Annotated in this window: 17 protein-coding genes and 1 pseudogene; 5 read left to right on the forward strand and 13 right to left on the reverse strand. The window is 71.3% G+C overall.

Annotated elements, in window-relative coordinates:
• A complete protein-coding gene (locus tag JOE63_RS16195) occupies positions 1 to 447 on the forward strand; it encodes a hypothetical protein (RefSeq protein WP_204542607.1) in 447 nt (148 codons plus the stop codon).
• 52 nt (positions 448 to 499) lie between these two features.
• On the opposite strand, the gene JOE63_RS16200 is transcribed toward JOE63_RS16195, so the two are convergent.
• The 3 genes from JOE63_RS16200 to JOE63_RS16210 all read right to left on the reverse strand — a co-directional run bounded on the left by JOE63_RS16200 (position 500) and on the right by JOE63_RS16210 (position 2,554).
• Positions 500 to 1,288 carry an alpha/beta fold hydrolase gene (locus JOE63_RS16200; RefSeq protein WP_087469499.1) on the reverse strand — a complete coding sequence of 263 codons (789 nt, stop codon included), beginning with the start codon at positions 1,286 to 1,288 and terminating at the stop codon, positions 500 to 502.
• Between the two features lie 77 nt (positions 1,289 to 1,365).
• Entirely contained in the window at positions 1,366 to 2,217 is an 852-nt protein-coding gene (locus JOE63_RS16205; RefSeq protein WP_239576727.1) for an alpha/beta hydrolase, read from the reverse strand.
• Between the two features lie 31 nt (positions 2,218 to 2,248).
• Positions 2,249 to 2,554 (reverse strand): hypothetical protein, encoded by a 306-nt coding sequence (locus tag JOE63_RS16210; protein ID WP_047232918.1) that lies wholly within the window; start codon positions 2,552 to 2,554, stop codon positions 2,249 to 2,251.
• A 239-nt stretch (positions 2,555 to 2,793) separates the two neighbouring features.
• Here JOE63_RS16210 and JOE63_RS21485 point away from each other — a divergent pair, with 239 nt between their 5' ends.
• Positions 2,794 to 3,765: an FKBP-type peptidyl-prolyl cis-trans isomerase gene (locus JOE63_RS21485; RefSeq protein WP_307840165.1), complete on the forward strand. Its 972-nt coding sequence runs from the start codon at positions 2,794 to 2,796 to the stop codon at positions 3,763 to 3,765.
• 148 nt (positions 3,766 to 3,913) lie between these two features.
• Positions 3,914 to 4,474 (forward strand): phosphoribosyltransferase, encoded by a 561-nt coding sequence (locus tag JOE63_RS16220; protein ID WP_204542609.1) that lies wholly within the window; start codon positions 3,914 to 3,916, stop codon positions 4,472 to 4,474.
• Here the strand turns inward: JOE63_RS16220 and JOE63_RS16225 are convergent.
• The 5 genes from JOE63_RS16225 to nrdH form a co-directional block, all read right to left on the reverse strand.
• The gene (locus JOE63_RS16225; protein WP_204542611.1) at positions 4,413 to 5,663 is read right to left on the reverse strand and encodes an alpha/beta hydrolase; all 1,251 of its coding nucleotides are present in this window, start codon (positions 5,661 to 5,663) and stop codon (positions 4,413 to 4,415) included. The genes JOE63_RS16220 and JOE63_RS16225 overlap by 62 nt on opposite strands.
• A gap of 187 nt (positions 5,664 to 5,850) precedes the next feature.
• On the reverse strand, positions 5,851 to 6,831 hold the full coding sequence (gene nrdF / locus JOE63_RS16230) for a class 1b ribonucleoside-diphosphate reductase subunit beta (RefSeq protein WP_087469502.1): 981 nt from the start codon (positions 6,829 to 6,831) through the stop codon (positions 5,851 to 5,853).
• Between the two features lie 138 nt (positions 6,832 to 6,969).
• Positions 6,970 to 9,123, reverse strand: coding sequence for a class 1b ribonucleoside-diphosphate reductase subunit alpha (nrdE, locus tag JOE63_RS16235; RefSeq protein WP_204543789.1), 2,154 nt, complete (start codon positions 9,121 to 9,123; stop codon positions 6,970 to 6,972).
• Positions 9,124 to 9,137: 14 nt separating this feature from the next.
• Positions 9,138 to 9,569: a class Ib ribonucleoside-diphosphate reductase assembly flavoprotein NrdI gene (gene nrdI / locus JOE63_RS16240; RefSeq protein ID WP_021480850.1), complete on the reverse strand. Its 432-nt coding sequence runs from the start codon at positions 9,567 to 9,569 to the stop codon at positions 9,138 to 9,140.
• Positions 9,570 to 9,650: 81 nt separating this feature from the next.
• Positions 9,651 to 9,896, reverse strand: coding sequence for a glutaredoxin-like protein NrdH (nrdH, locus tag JOE63_RS16245; protein WP_047232913.1), 246 nt, complete (start codon positions 9,894 to 9,896; stop codon positions 9,651 to 9,653).
• Between the two features lie 724 nt (positions 9,897 to 10,620).
• Between nrdH and JOE63_RS16250 the strand changes: the two genes are divergently transcribed.
• Together JOE63_RS16250 and JOE63_RS16255 are read left to right on the forward strand one after the other, a co-directional pair.
• On the forward strand, positions 10,621 to 12,105 hold the full coding sequence (locus JOE63_RS16250) for an APC family permease (RefSeq protein WP_087469503.1): 1,485 nt from the start codon (positions 10,621 to 10,623) through the stop codon (positions 12,103 to 12,105).
• On the forward strand, positions 12,102 to 12,548 hold the full coding sequence (locus JOE63_RS16255) for a hypothetical protein (RefSeq protein ID WP_087469504.1): 447 nt from the start codon (positions 12,102 to 12,104) through the stop codon (positions 12,546 to 12,548). The genes JOE63_RS16250 and JOE63_RS16255 overlap by 4 nt, the downstream gene beginning before the upstream one ends.
• Positions 12,549 to 12,588: 40 nt before the next feature.
• Here the strand turns inward: JOE63_RS16255 and JOE63_RS16260 are convergent, their stop codons facing one another.
• From JOE63_RS16260 to JOE63_RS16280, 5 genes and pseudogenes are all read right to left on the reverse strand, one after another.
• Positions 12,589 to 14,091: an MFS transporter gene (locus JOE63_RS16260; RefSeq protein WP_239576728.1), complete on the reverse strand. Its 1,503-nt coding sequence runs from the start codon at positions 14,089 to 14,091 to the stop codon at positions 12,589 to 12,591.
• A 139-nt stretch (positions 14,092 to 14,230) separates the two neighbouring features.
• Positions 14,231 to 15,655 (reverse strand): annotated as a pseudogene (locus JOE63_RS16265) (GH1 family beta-glucosidase); the annotation flags it as partial.
• Between the two features lie 220 nt (positions 15,656 to 15,875).
• Positions 15,876 to 18,173, reverse strand: a complete 2,298-nt coding sequence (gene yicI / locus JOE63_RS16270) for an alpha-xylosidase (protein ID WP_204542613.1) — start codon at positions 18,171 to 18,173, stop codon at positions 15,876 to 15,878.
• Positions 18,174 to 18,251: 78 nt separating this feature from the next.
• On the reverse strand, positions 18,252 to 19,181 hold the full coding sequence (locus JOE63_RS16275; RefSeq protein WP_087469508.1) for a carbohydrate ABC transporter permease: 930 nt from the start codon (positions 19,179 to 19,181) through the stop codon (positions 18,252 to 18,254).
• Positions 19,181 to 20,170, reverse strand: coding sequence for a carbohydrate ABC transporter permease (locus tag JOE63_RS16280; RefSeq protein WP_204542615.1), 990 nt, complete (start codon positions 20,168 to 20,170; stop codon positions 19,181 to 19,183). The genes JOE63_RS16275 and JOE63_RS16280 overlap by 1 nt, the downstream gene beginning before the upstream one ends.
• Between the last annotated feature and the right edge of the window lie 38 nt (positions 20,171 to 20,208).

Consider the following 20,208-nt stretch of genomic DNA (forward strand, 5'->3'; position numbering starts at 1 on the left):
GTGTCCTCCGCGGACCCCGCGGGCCGCACCGGGTCCGCTGCCGACGACTGGCGTCGGCAGCGGACCGAGGCCGCGGCGCACCAGCAGCGCGAGCTCGACCGCCAGCGCGCGCGGGAGAGCGCCGCGGCCCGCTCGCTCCTCGCCGAGTTCGTGGTGCGCGCCCGTGAGCGCGGCCTCGCGCCCGAGCCGCTGCGCGCCCGGTCGTTCGACGGCACGGCCACCTACCGGACCCCGCTCCAGGGCTGGTACCTGCGCCGCAACCGCAGCGTCGCGGTCGGCGAGGACGGGGAGTTCTACGTGCTCGGGGTCCCCGGCACCGTGCTGGGACGGCTGCGCGGGGTGAGCGTCGAGCCGTCGGACCCGCCGCTCGTGCTCGGCAAGGGCGGACGGGACGGCGAGTCGATCGACCTCGCGGACGCGCTCGCGCTCGTGCTCGACGGCCGCTGACCGCCCCGGCCCGCCGACGCGCAGGCGCGTGGCCGGCCGTGGCCGGCCGGGCTCAGGCCGAGGCGCGGGCCAGGAGGTCGGCCAGGGCGTCCGCCACGGCGGCCGGGTCCTCGACCGCGCTCATGTGCCCGGCGCCCGTCACCTGGACCAGCTGCGCGGCGGGTGCGGCAGCGGCCATGTGCTCGGCCTCCGCCGCGGGCGTGAGCGCGTCCTCCTCCCCCACGACCACGGCCACCGGGCCGGCGAACCCCTCGAGCACGTGGGTGCGGTCCGGCCGGGCCGCCATAGCGCGCTGCGACCACGCGACACCGTCGGGCCGCTGCCCGCGGATCCACTCCTCGAGCCGTGCCGTGAGGTGCTTGCGCGCGGCCTTGCTCGTCTCCCCGAGCATCACGCCCGGCATGCCGAGGACGGCGTCGACGGTCTGGGACCGCGCGGCCTCGTCCGCGACGCGCAGCCGGTTGGCGCGGGCCTCGTCGGTGTCAGCGGTCGACTTGGTGTCCACGAGCCCGAGCCCGGCGACCAGGCCGGGGTGCCGCTCCGCGAGAGCGAGCGCGACGTAGCCGCCCATCGACAGCCCCGCGACGACCGCGCGCGTGATCCCCGCCGCGGTGAGCGCGGCGGCGGTGGCGTCGGCCGCGGTGTCGATCGACGCCGGCTCGCCCGCCAGCGGGCTCGCGCCGAGCCCCGGGAGGTCGACGGCGACGACGGTGGGCTCGCCCGGCAGCGCGGCCGCGACGTCGGCCCACATGCGGTGGTCCAGCGGGAAGCCGTGCAGCAGCACGAGCGGTGTCCCGTACCCCTCGCGCAGCGTGAAGGTCTCGAGCGGGGCCGTCGTCACGTCGTCCTCCTCAGGTCGTGCTTCCGTCGTCAGCTCTCGCTCCACCGTGCCACGGCCGCGACCGTCCCGCCCAGGTGTCAGTCGTCGACGCCGTCCGACCGGCTCGCCTCGTAGCTCGCCTGGTCGGAGTCGGCGGTGTCGCGCTCGGCCGTCACGGCCCCGGTCGTGTCGCCGGACCACTCGGTCGGCAGCGGCAGCGGGAACCCCGGTCGGACGTGACCGACGATCTCGTCGAGCACCCGCCGCACCGACGGCTCGCCCACCCACAGGTGCTTGGCGCCGTCGACGCCGATCACCTCCGCGTTGCGCACGCGCGCGAAGCGTCGGCGCGCCTCGTCGGGGCGCAGGTAGTCGTCGAGCTCGGGGACGAGCACCACGAGCGGCTTGCCGAACGCGTCCCACCGGTCGAGGTCCTCGTCCGTCGCCCGGTGCAGCGGCGGCGACAGCAGGATCGCGCCCTCCACGGCCGGGTCGGTCCCGTGCTTGAGCGCGAGCTCGGTCCCGAACGACCACCCCACGAGCCAGGGGTGCGGCAGGTCGCGGAACTCGGCGAGCTCGATGGCCGCGGCGACGTCGAAGCGCTCGGCCTCACCGCCGTCGAACGAGCCCTCGCTCGTGCCACGGGGCGACGACGTCCCGCGCGTGTTGAACCGCAGCACCGCGAGGTCGGCGAGCGCGGGCAGGCGCCAGGCCGCCTTCCGGTACACGTGCGAGTCCATGTAGCCGCCGTGCGTGGGCAGCGGGTGGAGCGTCACCAGCGTCGCGACCGGGTCGCGGTCCGCGGGGAGCGCGAGCTCGCCGACGAGCGTCAGCCCGTCCGCGGTGTGCAGCTCGACGTCCTCGCGCCGCGCGGGCAGGACCGTCAGGGACCGGATGGGGGTGGGGCCGGCCGGTGCGTCAGCCCCGGCGGGCTCGGGTGCGGTGCTCATCGTGGTCGAGCCTAGTTCGTCCGCCGCGGACCTATCGGGGCCGACGACGCCCGCGCGCCTGCCAGCACGACGTGTGCCAGTGCCGGCGGTGGTCGAGCGCCGTCTCGGCACCGAAGAACGAGTCCTCCTGCCACGCCACGACGTGCCCCGTCCCGGGCGGGATCTCCTGGTTGCACCCCGGGCACAGGTACGTCTTGGACCCGCCGCGCACGGTCCGGACCTGCCACTCGCCGTCGGCCCCGGACTCGCGGCGCGCGCCGCCGAGGGCACGGTCCAGGTCGAGGGGCGCGGGCTCCGCCCCCCAGGGTCGCTTGCGGGACGGTCGACGGGACGGCATGCGCCCATTCTCCCCCGGCGCCGCGCGCGGAGCGGCTGGCGTGCGGGACCGACGGACGGACGGGACTGCAGCTCCCAGCGGGTGTCCAGGCAGGACCGCTAGAGTGTCCGCGCCGGTGCTGCACCCGGCGCGCGGCCGCGAGGCAGCCCCGACCCGGGACGCCGACGACCGTCGTCGTGCAGGTGCGGCCCAGACCCGACGGCCCCGCGTCGTCCCACCGACCCGAAGGACCCCCTCTCGTGAAGCACCGCACCCTGCGCGGCGTCGCCGCGCTCACCCTGGGCGCCGCCCTCGTCCTCTCCGGCTGCGCCTCGGAGGGCGGCGGCTCCGGCGACGAGACGTCGTCGAGCCCGTCCGCGGCCGACGGCGCCAGCGACGCCGCGACGTCGTCGCCCGAGGACGTCGCGGCGCTCGAGGCTGTGACGGTCACCGGCGACCCCGGCGCCGAGCCGACCGTGGAGTTCGACCAGCCGTTCGAGGTCTCCGCCGCGGCCGCCATCTCGCTGAACGACGGCGACGGCGAGGAGATCGCCAAGGGGCAGCAGATCACGATGCACACAGCGGCGTTCTCCGGAACGGACGGCTCCAAGATGGGGTCGACGTGGGAGACGGACTCCCCCGAGCAGCTGATCATCGACGACGCGATCTTCCCGCAGCTCCTCGACGTCGTCGTCGGCAAGAAGGTCGGCACCCGCTTCCTGTTCGCCAACCCGACGACGGACCAGACGACGGGTGAGCCGATCACCTACCTCACCATCGGTGAGGTCACCGGTGTCAAGACCATCCCGTCGCGCGCCGAGGGCGAGGCGGTCACGCCTGCCGAGGGCCTGCCGACCGTGACGCTCGACGACACCGGCAAGCCGACCATCGAGATCCCCGAGGGCTACGAGGCCCCGACCGAGCTCGTCGCGCAGACGCTCATCAAGGGCACCGGCCCGGTCGTCACCGAGGACCAGACCGTCACCGCCCACTACACGGGCATGCTGCTCGACGGCACCGTCTTCGACTCGTCGTGGGACCGCGGCGCTCCGACGAGCTTCTCGCTCCAGCAGGTGATCCCGGGCTGGACGCAGGGCCTCGCCGGGCAGACCGTCGGCAGCCAGGTGCTGCTCGTCATCCCGTCGGAGCTGGGCTACGGCGCGCAGGGCAGCGGCACGATCCCCGCGGACTCCCCGCTCGTCTTCGTCGTGGACATCCTCGACGCGCAGTGATCCCCGCCTGACCCGACGAGGGCCGCGCCCCACCACGGGGTGCGGCCCTCGTCGCGTCCGCGACCGGTCTGGGTCCGGGACGGGGGTCCTGGCTCGTCGGGACCCGGGACGGGCGGGACCCGCGCGTCGCGCGACGTACTCTCGATCCATGACGGACGCCTCCACGACCCCGGTCCCCGCCGTGCCCGACGACGCGTCGTCGCCGAGCCCCGCCGTCCCGCCCGAGCGCGAGGTGCTCACGTGGGAGACGTTCGGCGTCGCCGCGCGCGAGCTCGCCGAGCAGGTCGTGGCGAGCGGGTTCCGGCCCGAGGTCGTCGTCGCCGTCGCGCGCGGCGGCCTCCTGCCCGGCGGCGCGGTCGCGTACGCGCTCGGGACCAAGGGCGTCGGGACGCTCAACGTCGAGTTCTACACCGACATCGGCCAGACCCTCACCGACCCGCGCGTGCTCCCGCCGCTCATGGACACGTCCGACCTGCCTGGCGCGCACGTGCTCGTGGTCGACGACGTCGCGGACTCCGGCCGTACGCTCGCCCTGGTCATGGAGATGCTCAGTACCCACGGCGCCGAGGCGCGCTCCGCGGTGCTGTACACCAAGCCGCGCACGATCATCCAGCCGGACTACTCGTGGAAGGACACCGACCTGTGGATCACGTTCCCGTGGTCGGCCGACCCGCCGGTCGAGGGCGCGCAGCCCCGGCCCGCTGACTGACACCCTCCCGCGGCGGGCCCGCGGGTCGCCGGGCCTCGGCGAGGACCCAGGCAGTGAAGGCGTCCACCCCGTCGACGACCGCCTCGAAGCGGGGCGAGTGGAAGACGTCGAACGAGTGCTGCCCCCCGGGCAGCTCGGCGTAGACCACGGTGTTCGTCGCGGCGCGTCGCAGGCGCGCGACGAGGTGCCGCGCGCCCTCCACGGTGCCCCAGCCGTCCTTGGTCCCGTGGGCGACGAAGAACGGCGGCGCCTCGCCGTGGACGTACCCCTGGGGCTGGAGGACGGGCGGTGGCCCGGCCGGCTCCGCGCCGAAGTAGTGGCCGTAGTAGCCGTAGAGGAGGATCGCCCCGGAGACCGAGGTGTCGGCCTGCTCGAAGCCTGGCTGGAACCGCGGGTCGCCCGGGGTGAGCGCGCACAGGCCGGCGAGGTTCGCGCCGGCGGAGCTGCCCGCCACGAACACTCTCGCCGGGTCGGCACCGTACTCCCCGCCGTGCTCGCGGACCCACGCGATGACCTTCTTGGCATCGATCTGGTGGTCGGGGAACGTGACCTGGGGGCGCAGCCGGTAGTTCGCGCTCACGCACACCCAGCCCCGGCTCGCGAGCCAGGTCAGCAACGGCAGCGCCTCGCGGCTCTTCTCCCCTCCGGTGAACCCGCCGCCGTGGAAGTAGACCAGCACCGGTGCGTCCTGGGGCACGTCACGGCGCCGGTAGAGATCGAGGAGGTTGCGGCGACCGGCATCGCCGTAGGCGATGTTCCTGATCCGCTCCACGTCCCGGCGCGACCGCACGAACGGCGTCAGCAGGATCCGGGCCCAGGGACGGTGCCGCCGGAGCGGCGCGTCCACCCGTTCGCGCCAGTCCGGGCCGAGCCCCTCCGCCAGTGCCCGCCGCACCGACCGGTCGCTGCGCACGCCCCGCCACGCGACGACCACCAGTCCCGCGGCGACGACGACGGCGACTCCGGCCGTGACCCGGCCTCCCGTCGTCCCCAGGTCACCCTCGGCGGCCGCCAGGGCGGTGGACGCGACCAGGAGGTACATCGCCAGGAACGGCACCTCGTTGACCACCATGCCGAAGATCCAGCTCGCCCGCGCCAGCAGGTGGGGTCGACGAGGTGCGACGGCCGCGAAGAAGGTGCACCAGCCGACGACCACCACGACCACCACGTACCCGATCGGCCAGGTCATCGTCGCCCCCTGTCGCAACGCTCCGTCTCGTCCCGAACGGTAGGCCCGGAGGCGGTGCGTGGCAATACGAGGCGTTCCTCCCGGTCTCCGGCCCGCGGGGTCCGGGAGCCGAAGGGCCCGGCACCGCAGGTTGCTGCGGTGCCGGGCCTGGTCGTCGCCTCGTGGCGAGGGGTCCTGGAGACGTGTCTCAGAAGTCCCAGTCGTCGTCCTCGGTGTTCACGGCCTTGCCGATGACGTACGACGAGCCGGACCCGGAGAAGAAGTCGTGGTTCTCGTCGGCGTTCGGCGACAGGGCCGAGAGGATCGCCGGGTTGACGTCGGTCTCGTCCTTGGGGAAGAGCGCCTCGTAGCCGAGGTTCATGAGCGCCTTGTTGGCGTTGTACCGCAGGAACTTCTTGACGTCCTCGGTGAGGCCGACGCCGTCGTAGAGGTCCTCGGTGTACTGCACCTCGTTGTCGTAGAGCTCGAAGAGCAGCTCGAACGTGTACGCCTTGAGCTCGTCGCGCTCCTCGGGGCTGAGCTTCTCGAGGCCCTTCTGGAACTTGTAGCCGATGTAGTACCCGTGCACGGCCTCGTCGCGGATGATGAGGCGGATGAGGTCGGCCGTGTTCGTCAGCTTGGCGCGGGACGACCAGTACATCGGCAGGTAGAAGCCGGAGTAGAAGAGGAACGACTCGAGCAGCGTGCTCGCGACCTTGCGCTTGAGCGGCGAGTCGCCCTTGTAGTACTCCATGACGATCTCGGCCTTGCGCTGGAGGTTCGGGTTCTCCTCCGACCAGCGGAACGCGTCGTCGATCTCGCGCGTCGAGCACAGCGTCGAGAAGATCGACGAGTAGCTCTTGGCGTGCACCGACTCCATGAACGCGATGTTGGTGTACACCGCCTCCTCGTGCGGCGTGATCGCGTCGGGGATCAGCGACACCGCGCCCACCGTGCCCTGGATCGTGTCGAGGAGCGTGAGGCCCGTGAACACGCGCATCGTGAGCTGCTGCTCCTGGGCGGTGAGCGTGTGCCACGACTGGATGTCGTTCGACACCGGCACCTTCTCCGGCAGCCAGAAGTTCCCGACGAGGCGGTCCCACACCTCGAGGTCCTTCTCGTCCTCGAGACGGTTCCAGTTGATCGCGCTCACGCGATCGATGAGCTTGAGCTTCCCCGTGGGCGACATCTGCCTTCTTCTCTCCTGCTGACCCCGGACCGACCGGGACGACTTCGTGGGACCGGACCCTGCGCCGTCGGCCACTCCTCCGCGGGAGGGTGGCCGACGGCGCCGGGCATCGAGGCAACCAATAGTTGCCTCAGGCGACTACAGCATGCAGCTGACGCAACCCTCGACCTCCGTGCCCTCCAGGGCCATCTGGCGGAGGCGGATGTAGTAGAGCGTCTTGATGCCCTTGCGCCACGCGTAGATCTGCGCGCGGTTGACGTCGCGCGTCGTGACCGTGTCCTTGAAGAACAGCGTGAGGCTGAGGCCCTGGTCGACGTGCTGCGTCGCGGCGGCGTACGTGTCGATGATCTTCTCGAAGCCGATCTCGTACGCGTCCTCGTAGTACTCGAGGTTGTCGTTCGTCAGGTAGGGCGCCGGGTAGTAGACGCGCCCGATCTTGCCCTCCTTGCGGATCTCGATCTTCGACGGCACCGGGTGGATCGAGGACGTCGAGTTGTTGATGTAGGAGATCGAGCCGGTCGGCGGGACGGCCTGGAGGTTCTGGTTGTAGATCCCGTGCTCCATGACCGAGGCCTTGAGGGCCTTCCAGTCGTCCTGCGTCGGCACGTGCACGCCGGCGTCGGCGAAGAGCTGGCGCACGCGCTCGGTCTCCGGCTCCCACACCTGGTCGGTGTACTTGTCGAAGTACTCCCCCGTCGCGTACTTCGAGTCCTCGAAGCCGCCGAACGCGCGCCCGCGCTCGATCGCGAGGCGGTTCGACGCCGCGATCGCGTGGTAGGCGACCGTGTAGAAGTAGATGTTGGTGAAGTCGACGCCCTCGGTGGAGCCGTAGTGGATCCGCTCGCGCGCGAGGTAGCCGTGGAGGTTCATCTGGCCGAGGCCGATCGCGTGGCCCGCCTCGTTCGCCCGCTTGATCGACGGCACGGACTCGATGCTCGTCTGGTCGGAGACCGCGGTGAGCGCGCGGATCGCGGTGTCGATCGTCTTGGCGAAGTCCGGCGAGTCCATCGTCTTCGCGATGTTCAGCGAGCCGAGGTTGCAGGAGATGTCGCGGCCGACGTGGTCGTACGAGAGGTCCTCGTTGAACGTCGACGGCGTCGAGACCTGGAGGATCTCCGAGCACAGGTTCGAGTGGGTGATGCGGCCCTTGATCGGGTTCGCCTTGTTCACCGTGTCCTCGAACATGATGTACGGGTAGCCGGACTCGAACTGGAGCTCGGCGATCGTCTGGAAGAAGTCGCGCGCCTTGATCTTCGTCTTGCGGATGCGCGAGTCGTCGACCATCTCGTCGTACTTCTCGGTGACCGAGATGTCGGCGAACGGCTTGCCGTAGACGCGCTCGACGTCGTACGGCGAGAAGAGGTACATGTCCTCGTTCTTCTTGGCGAGCTCGAACGTGATGTCCGGGATCACGACGCCCAGCGACAGCGTCTTGATGCGGATCTTCTCGTCCGCGTTCTCGCGCTTGGTGTCGAGGAACCGCAGGATGTCCGGGTGGTGCGCGTGCAGGTACACGGCGCCGGCGCCCTGGCGCGCGCCGAGCTGGTTCGCGTAGGAGAACGAGTCCTCGAGCAGCTTCATCACGGGGATGACGCCGGACGACTGGTTCTCGATGTGCTTGATGGGCGCGCCGTGCTCGCGGATGTTCGACAGGAGCAGCGCGACGCCGCCGCCGCGCTTGGAGAGCTGCAGCGCGGAGTTGATGCCCCGCGCGATGGACTCCATGTTGTCCTCGATGCGCAGCAGGAAGCAGGACACGGGCTCGCCGCGCTGCGCCTTGCCGACGTTGAGGAACGTCGGGGTCGCGGGCTGGAAGCGGCCCGAGATGACCTCCTCGACGATGTCGAGCGCGGCCTGCTCGTTCCCGTCCGCGAGGCCGAGCGCGACCATGCACACGCGGTCCTCGAAGCGCTCCAGGTACCGCTTCCCGTCGAACGTCTTGAGCGTGTACGACGTGTAGTACTTGAACGCGCCGAGGAACGTCTCGAACCGGAACTTCTTGGCGTACGCGAACTCGAAGAGGGACTTCACGAACGCGCGGTCGTACTTCGCGAGGACGGCCGGGTCGTAGTACTTGTTCTCGACGAGGTAGTCGAGCTTCTCCTGGAGGTCGTGGAAGAAGACGGTGTTCTGGTTGACGTGCTGGAGGAAGTACGCGCGCGCGGCCTCGCGGTCCTTGTCGAACTGGATCTCGCCGTTCGGGCCGTAGAGGTTCAGCATCGCGTTGAGCGCGTGGTAGTCGAGCTGGGTGCTGGCCAGCGGCACCTGCTGGGGCGCGACGTCACCTGCCACTGCGCTCGCGGAGTTCACGCCGGAATCCGTGACTGTCGTTGCCAAAATCGTCCCAATCCGTCGCGGACGCGCGCGGCGTCCTCGGCTGTTCCCAGGAGTTCGAAGGCGTACAGGTAGGGCACCTGGCACTTCGCGGAGATGATGTCGCCGGCGATGCAGTAGGCCTCGCCGAAGTTGGTGTTGCCCGCGGCGATGACGCCACGGATCAACGACCGGTTGTGCACGTCGTTGAGGAACTTCACGACCTGGCGCGGGACGGCACCGCCCTCGTTGCCGCCCCCGTAGGTCGGGACCATGAGCACGTACGGCTCCTCGACGCGCAGGAAGCCCTCGGTCGGACGCAGCGGGATGCGCTGGACGTCCATGCCGAGGGCCGGCAGGTCGAGCCGCTGGACGAACCGGTGCGTGTTCTCGCTGACGCTGGAGAAGTACACGAGCGACCCCACGGGGACGCACCTCCGTCCTGCCCTGCTCCGCCTGCTTCCGTACGGGTTCCGAGGCGCCTCACGGCGCCCCGGTGAGGCCGGTCAGGCGACGACCGGCGAGACCTTCTGCGCGAGCGCGTTGATCTGGTCGGGCCGGAACCCGGACCAGTGCTCGTCACCCGCGACGACCACGGGCGCCTGCAGGTAGCCGAGCCCGCGCACGAGCTCGAGCGCCTCGGCGTCCTGGCTGATGTCCACGACGGAGTACTCGATGCCCTTCTTGTCGAGAGCGCGGTACGTCGCGTCGCACTGAACGCAAGCCGGCTTGCTGTAGACCGTGACGCTCATGGGGTGGCTCCTCGTCTCTCGCGCTCTGCCCGGGATCGGTCCTCGGGGAGGGAGAAACATCTCTGACCTCGAAGGACACCGGTGGAACTACGTCTGTGTGATTCACCAGAAGGCCTCCGGCCCCCTGGGTGTGCAACCACTATACCTAGTGGTCGACACCGCGCCACCGCACTAGATGTCGTGGTCGAACTTCACCCATCGGCGTGTGCTAGGAGCCATGGACCCATGGTCCCACCACCCTCTGACACGCCTCGGGAGGGCGTCGTCCACAGCCCGTCGTCCACCGCCCGGAGGTGTCCGGAACGGCTCGTTCCCGCGCCCCGGGACACACCGTCCACAGGGTGGGGACGACGTCGGTCCACACCCTGTGCGCCCTGCCGACGCACCCCCGGGACGCCTCTCCGCCTGCGCGCGGACGGGTCCGAGGCCCCCGGCAAAGGCGGACAATACAGACACGGAAGTCGGTGAAGTCGTCGGCGTGTCGCGCCCTCGGCGTGTCGTACGCCATGTCGGACGTCCTGTCGGACATACCCCGCGTCCGTTCGCCCGGCTTGCCGCGTTCGCCACGTTCGCCGGGCTCGCAGGTCACCCGGAGCAGGTGATCCGCCCGCCGACGCGCGCGGTGGACGATCGGCTCGTCGGACGTCCACGACTGCGCCGAGGAGGCGGTCGAGATGCACCCAGAGCACGGACCTGAAGCCCGCAGCGACGCGGAGCGCGCAGGATGAGCGCGGCTGACGCGGCCGCCGAGGGGCCGGCCGTCCCGGCCACGACCGCGCGCGCCCGCGCCAAGGTCCCGGCGAGCAGCTACATCTCGTGGATCGCCCTCGCGATGATGACGACGAGCTCGGTCGCGAGCCTGCGCGCCGCGCCCACGATGGCCGTCTACGGCCTGGCGTGCGTCTTCCTCTACCTCCTGCCGGCCGTCGTCTTCCTGCTCCCGACGTCGCTGGTCTCGGCAGAGCTGGCCTCGGGGTGGAGCGGAGGCGTCTACAAGTGGGTCTCCGAGGGCATCTCGAAGCCGATGGGCTTCCTCGCCGTGTGGTGCCAGTTCGCGATGACGATCTTCTACTACCCGAGCCTGCTCGGGTTCGTCGCGAGCACCCTCGCCTACGTGATCAACCCGAGCCTCGCGAGCAGCGGCGTGTGGACCGCCCTCGTCATCGTGGTCGTCTACTGGTCCGGCGTCTGGGTCTCCTCCCGCGGCACCAAGGGCGTCGCGGGGCTCGCGAGCGGCGGGCTCATCATCGGCACGCTCATCCCGGGCGTGATCCTCGTGACGCTCGGCGTCGTGTTCCTCGGGCAGGGCAACGCGTCCGCCGCACCGATGGACGCCGAGCACCTGCTCCCCGCGTGGGCCGGGCTGTCGAGCCTCGTGCTGATCGTCAACAACTTCCTGTCGTACTCCGGCATGGAGATGAACGCGGTGCACGTCGGGTCGCTGCGCAACCCCGCACGCGAGTTCCCGCGCTCGATCTTCCTCGCCATGGGCATGGTGCTGCTGATCTTCATCCTCCCCGCGCTCGCGATCAGCTGGGTCGTCCCGGCCGAGCAGCTCTCCCTGACGGCGGGCATCATGCAGGCCTTCGACGCCGTGTTCGCCTACTTCGGCTCGCAGTGGCTCACCCCGATCATCGGGATCATGCTCGTCACGGCGTCCGTCGCCGGCATGCTCACCTGGTTGGCGGGCCCGTCCAAGGGCCTCCTGCTCATCTCGCGCCAGGAGGGCTACCTCCCGCCGTTCCTCCAGAAGCTCAACAAGAACGGCGTCCAGCAGAACATCCTCGTCACGCAGGGCGTCGTCACCACGGTGATCGCGCTGGGCTACGCGCTCATCCCGAGCGTGTCGAGCGCGTACTGGATCTTCTCGGTGATCACCACGCAGGTGTACCTGATCATGTACCTCCTCATGTTCGTCGCCGCCGTCCGTCTGCGCCGCCAGCAGCCCGACCACGCGCGCGGGTACCGCGCGCCTCTGCTCGGCGCGCTGTGCGGGGTCGGCTTCGTCGCGTCGCTCGCCGCGCTGCTGGTCGGGTTCATCCCGCCGTCGCAGTTCGGGTCGGGCAGTCCTGGCTCGTACCTCGTCATCGTCGCCGGCGGGGCCCTCGGCCTGGGCCTCCTGGTCCCGTACCTGTTCTACCGGTTGCGCAAGCCGTCGTGGAGGCTCCCGGACGCGACGACGCAGGAGAAGGAGGCGAGCGCACCATGAGCGAGGTCACGGAGCGGCAGCCGCGCCGCGAGCGCCGGACCATCTACGTCGTCGCGGCCGTCGTGGTCGTCGCGCTCGTCGTCGTCGCGCTGCTCGTCCGCGGCGAGCGGCAGACGACGACGGAGGCCGAGCAGAAGGCGGAGCAGCTCCTCACCGCGCTCGCCGCCGCGGGCGCGCCGACACCGCAGGTCGACCAGGTCGTGCGGGTCCTCGGCGACGACGGCGGAGCCACGTGCGAGGACCCCGGCAGCGCGCTGAGCCGGGCGACCCTCCTGGGCCAGCTCGTCAACGGGGCCGCAGGTCCGGGCATGCGGCCCGTCGTCGCGGACAACCGCGTCGTCCAGGGACAGCTCCTCGTCATCCAGATCTACTGCCCGGACGAGCTCGCCGGGTTCCAGGACCTCGTGGACGGCCTGAAGCTCGACGACACGGTCAAGGGCTGACACGGTCCGCCCCAGTCCGCGGCCGAGTCGAGGGCTGCGGTCAGTCCGTCGCCTGCGCGGCGACGGGCGTGGCCGACGTCGGCAGGGTGTGCGCCACCGCCGCGGCGGCCGAGGCGGCGTCGTGCACCGTGCCGCGCTCGGCCCGGTAGCGCCGCCCCATGACGACCGCCATGACGACTCCGAGCGCGCTGGTCGCGGCCATCACCCACGAGGCCGTGCCGAGGCCGGCGGCGAGCGCGTCGGCCGTCGAGGCGCCGTCGGCGGTGCGGTCCGCGACCACGGCGGCGTAGATCGAGGCGACGACCGCAGTCGCGACGGCGGCGCCGACGTAGCGCGCCATGTTGGAGACGCCCGAGGCCGCACCGACCTCGTTCGCCGAGACGCACGCGGTGGAGGCCGAGGACGCCGGACCGTTGGACAGCCCCATGCCGACCGCGATGGCGATCAGGGGGAGGACGAAGGCGCCGTACCGCCAGTCGGCCTGGACGACCCCGACGACGCCGAACCCGACCGCGGTGAGGAGGAACCCGAGCCCCACGACCTGCCGACCGCCGATCTTCGCGGCGAACCGTGGCACGAGCGGGGCCACGATCACGAGCCCGGCCGTCGCGGGGAGCGTCGCGAGCCCCGCCTCGAGCGGGCTCAGCCCCAGCGTGGCGGGGTCCTGGAAGTAGATGCTGAGGAGGTACATGAGCCCGTTGATCGTGCCGGAGCCGATGAGGATGGCCGCGGTCGCGCCGACGAGCACGCGGTTCCGCAGGAGGGCGAGGTCGAGGAGCGGGACCGCGACCCGGCGTTCGACGACGACGAACAGCCAGCCGGCCACGACGGCGACCGCGAGGCTGCCGAGGGTCGCGAGCGAGCCCCAGCCCCAGTCGCTGCCCTTGCTCAGCGCGAGGATGAGGGGCGCGAGGGTGAGCGCGACGAGCACGGTGCCCGCGTAGTCGATCGAGCGGGAGCGGTCGGGGTCGCGCGACTCGGTCACGACCACGTACGTCAGGACGACGCAGGCCGAGGCCACGACGGCGTCGACCCAGAAGAGCCCTTGCCACCCCGTGAGGTTGACGAGCACCCCGCCGAGCAGCGGCCCCGCTGCGGCGCCGACGGCGGACGCCGCGCCCCACAACGAGACCGCCCGGAGCTGGGCGTCGCCGCTGTTGGCCACGGAGAGCAGGCTCAGCCCGCACGCCACGATGGTCGCCCCGGCCGCGCCCTGGACGAACCGCCCGGCGATGACCATGCCGCCCGACGGGGCGAGCGCGATGAGCACGCAGGACGCGACGAAGAGCAGGAGCCCGAGCTGGAACACCCGCTTGCGGCCGAACACGTCGCCCAGGGCTCCCGAGGTGACGATCACCGCGGCCCCGACGAGCGAGTAGCCGGTGACCGCCCACTGGAGGGTCGTCACGCTCGTGCCCGTGTCCTCGCTGATCGCGGGGAGCAGGATGCTGACCGCCGACGTGTTCGCGTTGACGACCAGCGTCGACAGGCACGCGGCGGCGAGCACCCCGCCCGTCCTGGCCTTGACCTCGACATCGCTCATGGCTGCGAGGCTAGGGAAGGTCACCCGGGTCGCGCCTCACCCCGTCCGGGCGAGACGGGAGGCCGCCCGCGCCCGCCGCGGTGCACGGCGAGGGCCCGCCCGGTGCGACCGGACGGGCCCTCGCGGGTGGAGCGGTGTGTCAGACGGTCTCGTCGACCGTGGGGAGCGCGTTCGACGTCGCGAGCCGGCGGTACCAGTGCGCGGAGTCCTTCCACGTGCGCTCGAGCGTGTCGTAGTCGACGCGGATGATCCCGAAGCGGCGCTCGTACCCGTAGCCCCACTCGAAGTTGTCGAGCAGGGACCACGCGAAGTACCCGCGCACGTCGGCGCCCGCGTCGACCGCGGCACCGACGGCGTCGACGTGGTCGTGCAGGTACGCGACGCGACGGTCGTCGTGCACGCGGGGGGTGCCGTCGGCGTCGACGGTGACCTCGTCGTCGAACGCGGCGCCGTTCTCGGTGACCATCATCGGCTGGCCCGGGTAGGTCTTCGCGACGGACACGAGCAGCTCGGTCATGCCGGCGGGCTCGATGTTCCAGCCCATGGCGGTGTACGGGCCGGGCTGCTGGACGAACTCCACGTCGTCGACGCCGATCCACGGGCTGTGGCTCGACGCGCCGTGGCCGTCGTTCTCGGACCGCTCGCCGTCGCCGGAGAAGTGGCGCACGCGCACGGTCGAGTAGTAGTTGACGCCGAGGATCGACAGCGGCTGGCGCACCGTCTCGAGGTCGCCCTCCTGCACGAACGACCAGTCGCTCACGTGCGCGGTGTCGGCGAGCAGGTCGGCGGGGTACTCGCCGTCGAGCATGGGCGCGAGGAACGCGCGGTTGGCGAGCGCGTCGATCTTCCGCACCGCGTCGAGGTCCGCCTCGGACGACGGGTCGTCGGGCCGGATGACGTGCAGGTTGAGCGTGACGGACGTCTTCGCGTCCTCGCCGAGCTCGTCGCGGATCGCCTGGACGGCGAGCCCGTGCGCGAGGTTGAGGTGGTGCACGGCCGCGAGCGCCGCCGCGGGCTCGGTGCGGCCGGGCGCGTGCACGCCGGAGCCGTAGCCGAGGTAGGCGGAGCACCACGGCTCGTTGAGCGTCGTCCAGGTGTCGATCCGGTCGCCGAGCTCGCGCGCCATGTGGCGGGCGTACTCGGCGAAGGCGTACGCGGTGTCGCGGTTGGCCCAGCCGCCGGCGTCCTCGAGCTCCTGCGGGAGGTCCCAGTGGTAGAGCGTGACGACGGGCTTGACGCCCTTCTCGAGCAGCGCGTCGACGAGGCGCGAGTAGAACGCGACGCCCTCGGGGTTGAGCGGGCCGGTGCCGCCGGGCTGGACGCGGGACCACGAGATGGAGAAGCGGTACGCGCCGAGGCCGAGGTCGGCGATGTGCTGCACGTCCTCCTGCCACCGGTGGTAGTGGTCGTCCGCGACGTCGCCCGTGTCCCCGTTCAGGGTGCGGCCCGGGGTGTGGGAGTACGTATCCCAGACGGACGGCGTGCGGCCGCCCTCGGCGGCGGCGCCCTCGATCTGGTAGGCGGCGGTGGCGGAGCCCCAGAGGAAGTCGGTCGGGAACGTCCGGCGGCCCGACGCCGCGGGCGCGGCCTGGGCGTCGACGGGGGGCGGTGGTGTCGGTGGTCACGAGGGTCCTCGCTGGTCGGTCGTCGGACGACGCGGTCCGCGACGGGTGGTCGGTGGGTGCTCGTGCGTCTCGGTGGGTGCGAGCGGGGCACGGGCCGGAGGTACAGGGGCGAGCATGCCATGGGAGCGCTTCCATGACATGCTCGCCCAGGATACGTCCTCAGCCGAGGTCGATCGTCACGCTCGTCGCGCCGCGCGCCTCGGCGGTCGCCGATCCGGCCCGCACGGACCAGGCCGCGACGGCGTCGTCGGACGCGACGGAGAGGGTCGTGCCCGACCGGCGCACGCGGAACGTGGCCCCGGGTGCGCCGTCCGCCGGCGGGACGACCACGAGCTCGTCGTACCCGTCGGGCAGCTCGAACGCGTGCAGCGTGACGCCGTCGGCCCAGTCGTAGTCCGGCCGGTCGGTGCGGGCGCCGACCGGCAGGACGGTGCCCGGGCGCACGAGCACCGGGAGCGAGTCGAAACCGTGGGTCTCGGTGACCCAGCGCGGGCCGGTCACGGTCTCGCTCAGGGCGGGGCCGCCGTCGGGCTGGACGAGACGCGTCCACGTGCCCTCCGGCACGTAGTACTCGACGCGGCCGTCCGCGCGGAACACCGGCGCGACGAGGAGCGCGTCGCCCAGCAGGTACTGCGTGTCCGCGGTGAACCCCGCGCGGTCGTGCGGGAGCTCGAGCACGAGGGGTCGCATCATCGGCACGCCGTCGGTGTGCGCCTCCTCCGCCACGCGCCCGAGGTACGGCATGAGCGAGAGCTTGAGGTGCGTGAACTTGCGCGTCACGTCGACGGCCTCGTCGTCGAACGCCCACGGGACCCGGACCGAACCCGAGCCGTGCAGGCGCGAGTGCGACGACAGCAGGCCGAACGCCGTCCAGCGCTTGAACACGCCCGGGTCCGGCGTGCCCTCGAAGCCGCCCATGTCGTGGCTCCAGTAGCCGAAGCCCGACATCGACATCGACAGGCCGCCGCGCAGCGACTCGGCCATCGACGCGTACGTCGAGTCGCAGTCGCCGCCCCAGTGCACGGGGAACTGCTGGCCGCCCGCCGTCGCGGACCGCGCGAACAGGACCGCCTCGCCCTCGCCGCGCTTGCGCTCGAGCAGCCGGAAGACCGCCTCGTTGTAGAGCTGGGCGTAGTAGTTGTGCATCTTGCGCGGGTCGGAGCCGTCGTGCCACGCGATGCCGTCGACGGGGATCCGCTCGCCGAAGTCGGTCTTGAAGCAGTCGACGCCCTGGTCGAGCAGGCCCTCGAGCTTGCCCACGTACCACGCGGTCGCGTCGGGGTTGGTGAAGTCCACCAGGCCCATGCCCGCCTGCCACAGGTCCCACTGCCACACGGACCCGTCCTCGCGCCTGACGAGGAAGCCCTGCTCCGCGGCCTCCGCGAAGAGGGGCGAGCGCTGCGCGACGTACGGGTTGATCCACACGCACACCTTGAGCCCGCGGTCGTGCAGGCGGCGCAGCATGCCCTCGGGGTCGGGGAACGTGCGCGGGTCCCACTCGAAGTCGACCCACTGGTACTCGCGCATCCAGAAGCAGTCGAAGTGGAACACCGACAGCGGCAGGTCGCGCTCGGCCATGCCGTCGATGAACCCGTTCACCGTCTGCTCGTCGTAGCTCGTCGTGAACGACGTCGTGAGCCACAGCCCGAACGACCACGCCGGCACGCGCGCGGGGCGGCCGGTGAGCGCGGTGTACCGGCGCAGCACGTCCTTGGGGGTCGGGCCCTGGATGACCAGGTACTCCAGCGCCTGGCCCTCGACGGAGAACTGGACGCGCGTGTTCACCTCGGACGCGACCTCGAACGAGACCTTCTCCGGGTGCTCGACGAACACGCCGTAGCCCTTGGTCGTGAGGTAGAGCGGCACGGACTTGTACGCCTGCTCGCTCGACGTGCCGCCGTCCTCGTTCCAGATGTCGACGACCTGGCCGTTCTTGACGAACGGGCCGAACCGCTCCCCCAGGCCGTAGACGAGCTCGCCCGGCTCGAGCGCGAGCTGCTCGTGCGTCCAGGCGCGGCCGTCGTCGGAGGTCACGTGCCCGACGGACTTGGGCAGCGAGGACGTCAGCACCTCGCCGTCCGCCTCGAAGTCCACGCGCCAGCGGTCGCCCCGGTGCACGCGCACGGCGAGGTCCTTCGAGCGCAGGACCGCGACGTCGTCGTGCACCTCGACCTCGGGCCGGAACCCGGGCTCGCCGGTCACCTGGAACGCCGGGCCGCGGCGCACCGCGCCCTGGTGGTGCTCGACGCGCACGCGGATCACGCCGGGCGCGGGCGAGGAGTACGTCGTCGTGAGCATGGGGCGGTTGAGGGTGTCGCCGCGACCGCGGATCGTCGCCGTCGGCGCGTACACGGTGAGCGTGCCGGCCGCCTCGTCCGCGCGGACGTCGTCGACCTCGACCGCGTAGAGCGGGTGCATGCCGGGCCGGACCTGCCAGTACCCGTCGGTGAACTTCATGGGTGGTGCTTCCTTCGTCGGTGCGTATCGGAGTCTCGGGGCCGCCCCTGGGGGCGGCTCGGCATCACACGGGGAGCGTCACTTCACGGCGCCCGCCGTGACGCCCCGGGTGAGCGTGCGCTGGAAGATGAGGAAGAAGATCAGCGCGGGGATGAGCGAGACGAGCGCGCCCGCGTTCGTCGTCGGGGCGTCCATCATCCGGTCGCCCTGGAGCGACGCGAGGGCGATGGGGATCGTCTGGGTGTCGTTGGTCGTCAGCATGACCAGCGGGATGAAGAACTCGTTCCACGTCCAGATGAAGAAGAAGATCATGAGGACGCCGAGCGTGGGCTTGACGATCGGGTAGACGACCTGCCACAGGATGCGCCAGCGGCCGGCGCCGTCGAGCTGGGCGGCCTCGAGCAGCGCGGGCGGGAACGTGCCGAGCACGGACGCGAGCAGGTACGTGCCGAACGCCGCCTGGATGACGGTGAAGATGATGATGATCGACCACTGCGAGTTCGACAGGCCCACCTTCTGCGCCATGTCGAACAGCGGGTAGATGAGGGCCTCCTGCGGCAGCATGTTGGCCACGAGGAAGAGCGTGACGATCCACAGACGGCCCTTGATGCGGCCGACGCCGATCGCGTACGCGCTCAGCAGCGACAGGAGCGTCCCGAACACGGCGACGAGCGCCGAGATGAAGACGGAGTTCCAGAGCTTCTGCGGGAAGTTCGTCCGCGTCCAGAAGTTCTGCACGCCCTCGAGGTAGAGCTCCTTCGGGATGCTCAGCGGGCCGTCCTGGGAGTACTCCGCCGGCGACTTGAACGCGTTGAGCACCATGATGACGAACGGCGACAGCATGAGCAGGGCGACGAGGACCGCCGCGGCGAGCACGAACCAGCGACCGACGCCGCGACGGTAGCGCTCGTCCTGGCGCGTGGCCCGCAGGGGGCGGCGGGACCCGGACGACGGCGCTGGCACCGCGGGCGTGCCGTCCGCGGTCGGGGTGGTGGTGACGGTGGACATCAGCGGCCCTCCTGCTCACGACGCTCGGCGCGGCTCTGCAGCGCGAGGATCACGACGGCGACGACGATGATGACGAGGGTCAGCACGGTCGCCACCGCGGCGCCGTAACCGACCTTCGACTTGTCGAAGAAGTTGAGGTACGAGTAGTAGCTCGGGACGAGCGTCGAGCTCTCGGGCCCGCCGCGCGTGAGCACGTAGATGGGGCCGAACACCTTGAGCGCGGCGACCGTGCACGTGAGCGTGACGACGAACGTCTCCGGGCGGATCTGCGGGATCGTGATCGCCCCGAAGCGGCGCCACCAGCCCGCGCCGTCGAGCTCGGCCGCCTCGTAGAGCTCGGGGTCCACGCGCTGCAGCGCGGACATGAAGATGACGACGGGGTAGCCGATCTGCACCCAGATGAGCACGAGCATGACGCTCGGCAGCGCGGTCGTCGTGTCGCCGAGCCAGTTGGGCGGGTTCTCGATGCCGATCCCGCGCAGGATCACGTTGAGCGCACCGGTCTGGGAGTTGAGGATCCAGTTCCACAGCACGCCGGCGACGGCGACCGGGAGGATCTGCGGCAGGTAGTACGTGGCGCGCAGGAACGCCGCGACGCGCGGGCCGAAGCGCCGGCCGAGGTAGTCGAACAGCACGGCCGCGAGGACGAGGCCGATGAGGGTCGGCGCGACGACCATCGCGAGGATCATCGCGATCGAGTTCTGGAACGAGGTCCAGAACGCCGAGTCGTGCAGGAGGTCGGTGTAGTTGCCCAGCCCGTACCAGCGCATCGGCGCCATGCCGCCGCGCCACTTGAACAGGCTGTAGTAGACGTTCATCACGAACGGGTAGCCGATCACGACGACGAACGCCACCGCGCCGGGCAGGAGGTAGGGCAGGTACGGGAGCCAGGCGGGCCGGCGACGGCGGCGGGGCGCCGCGGTCGCGCGCGACGCCTCGCGCGCGGGGCCGGGCCCGGCGTCGGGCACGGTGTCGGTGCGGGTGGTCATGACGGTCTCTTTCGCGGGAGGTCCTCGGGTGGGGGGCC

The organism is Cellulosimicrobium cellulans (assembly GCF_016907755.1).
GTDB lineage: Bacteria > Actinomycetota > Actinomycetes > Actinomycetales > Cellulomonadaceae > Cellulosimicrobium > Cellulosimicrobium cellulans_D.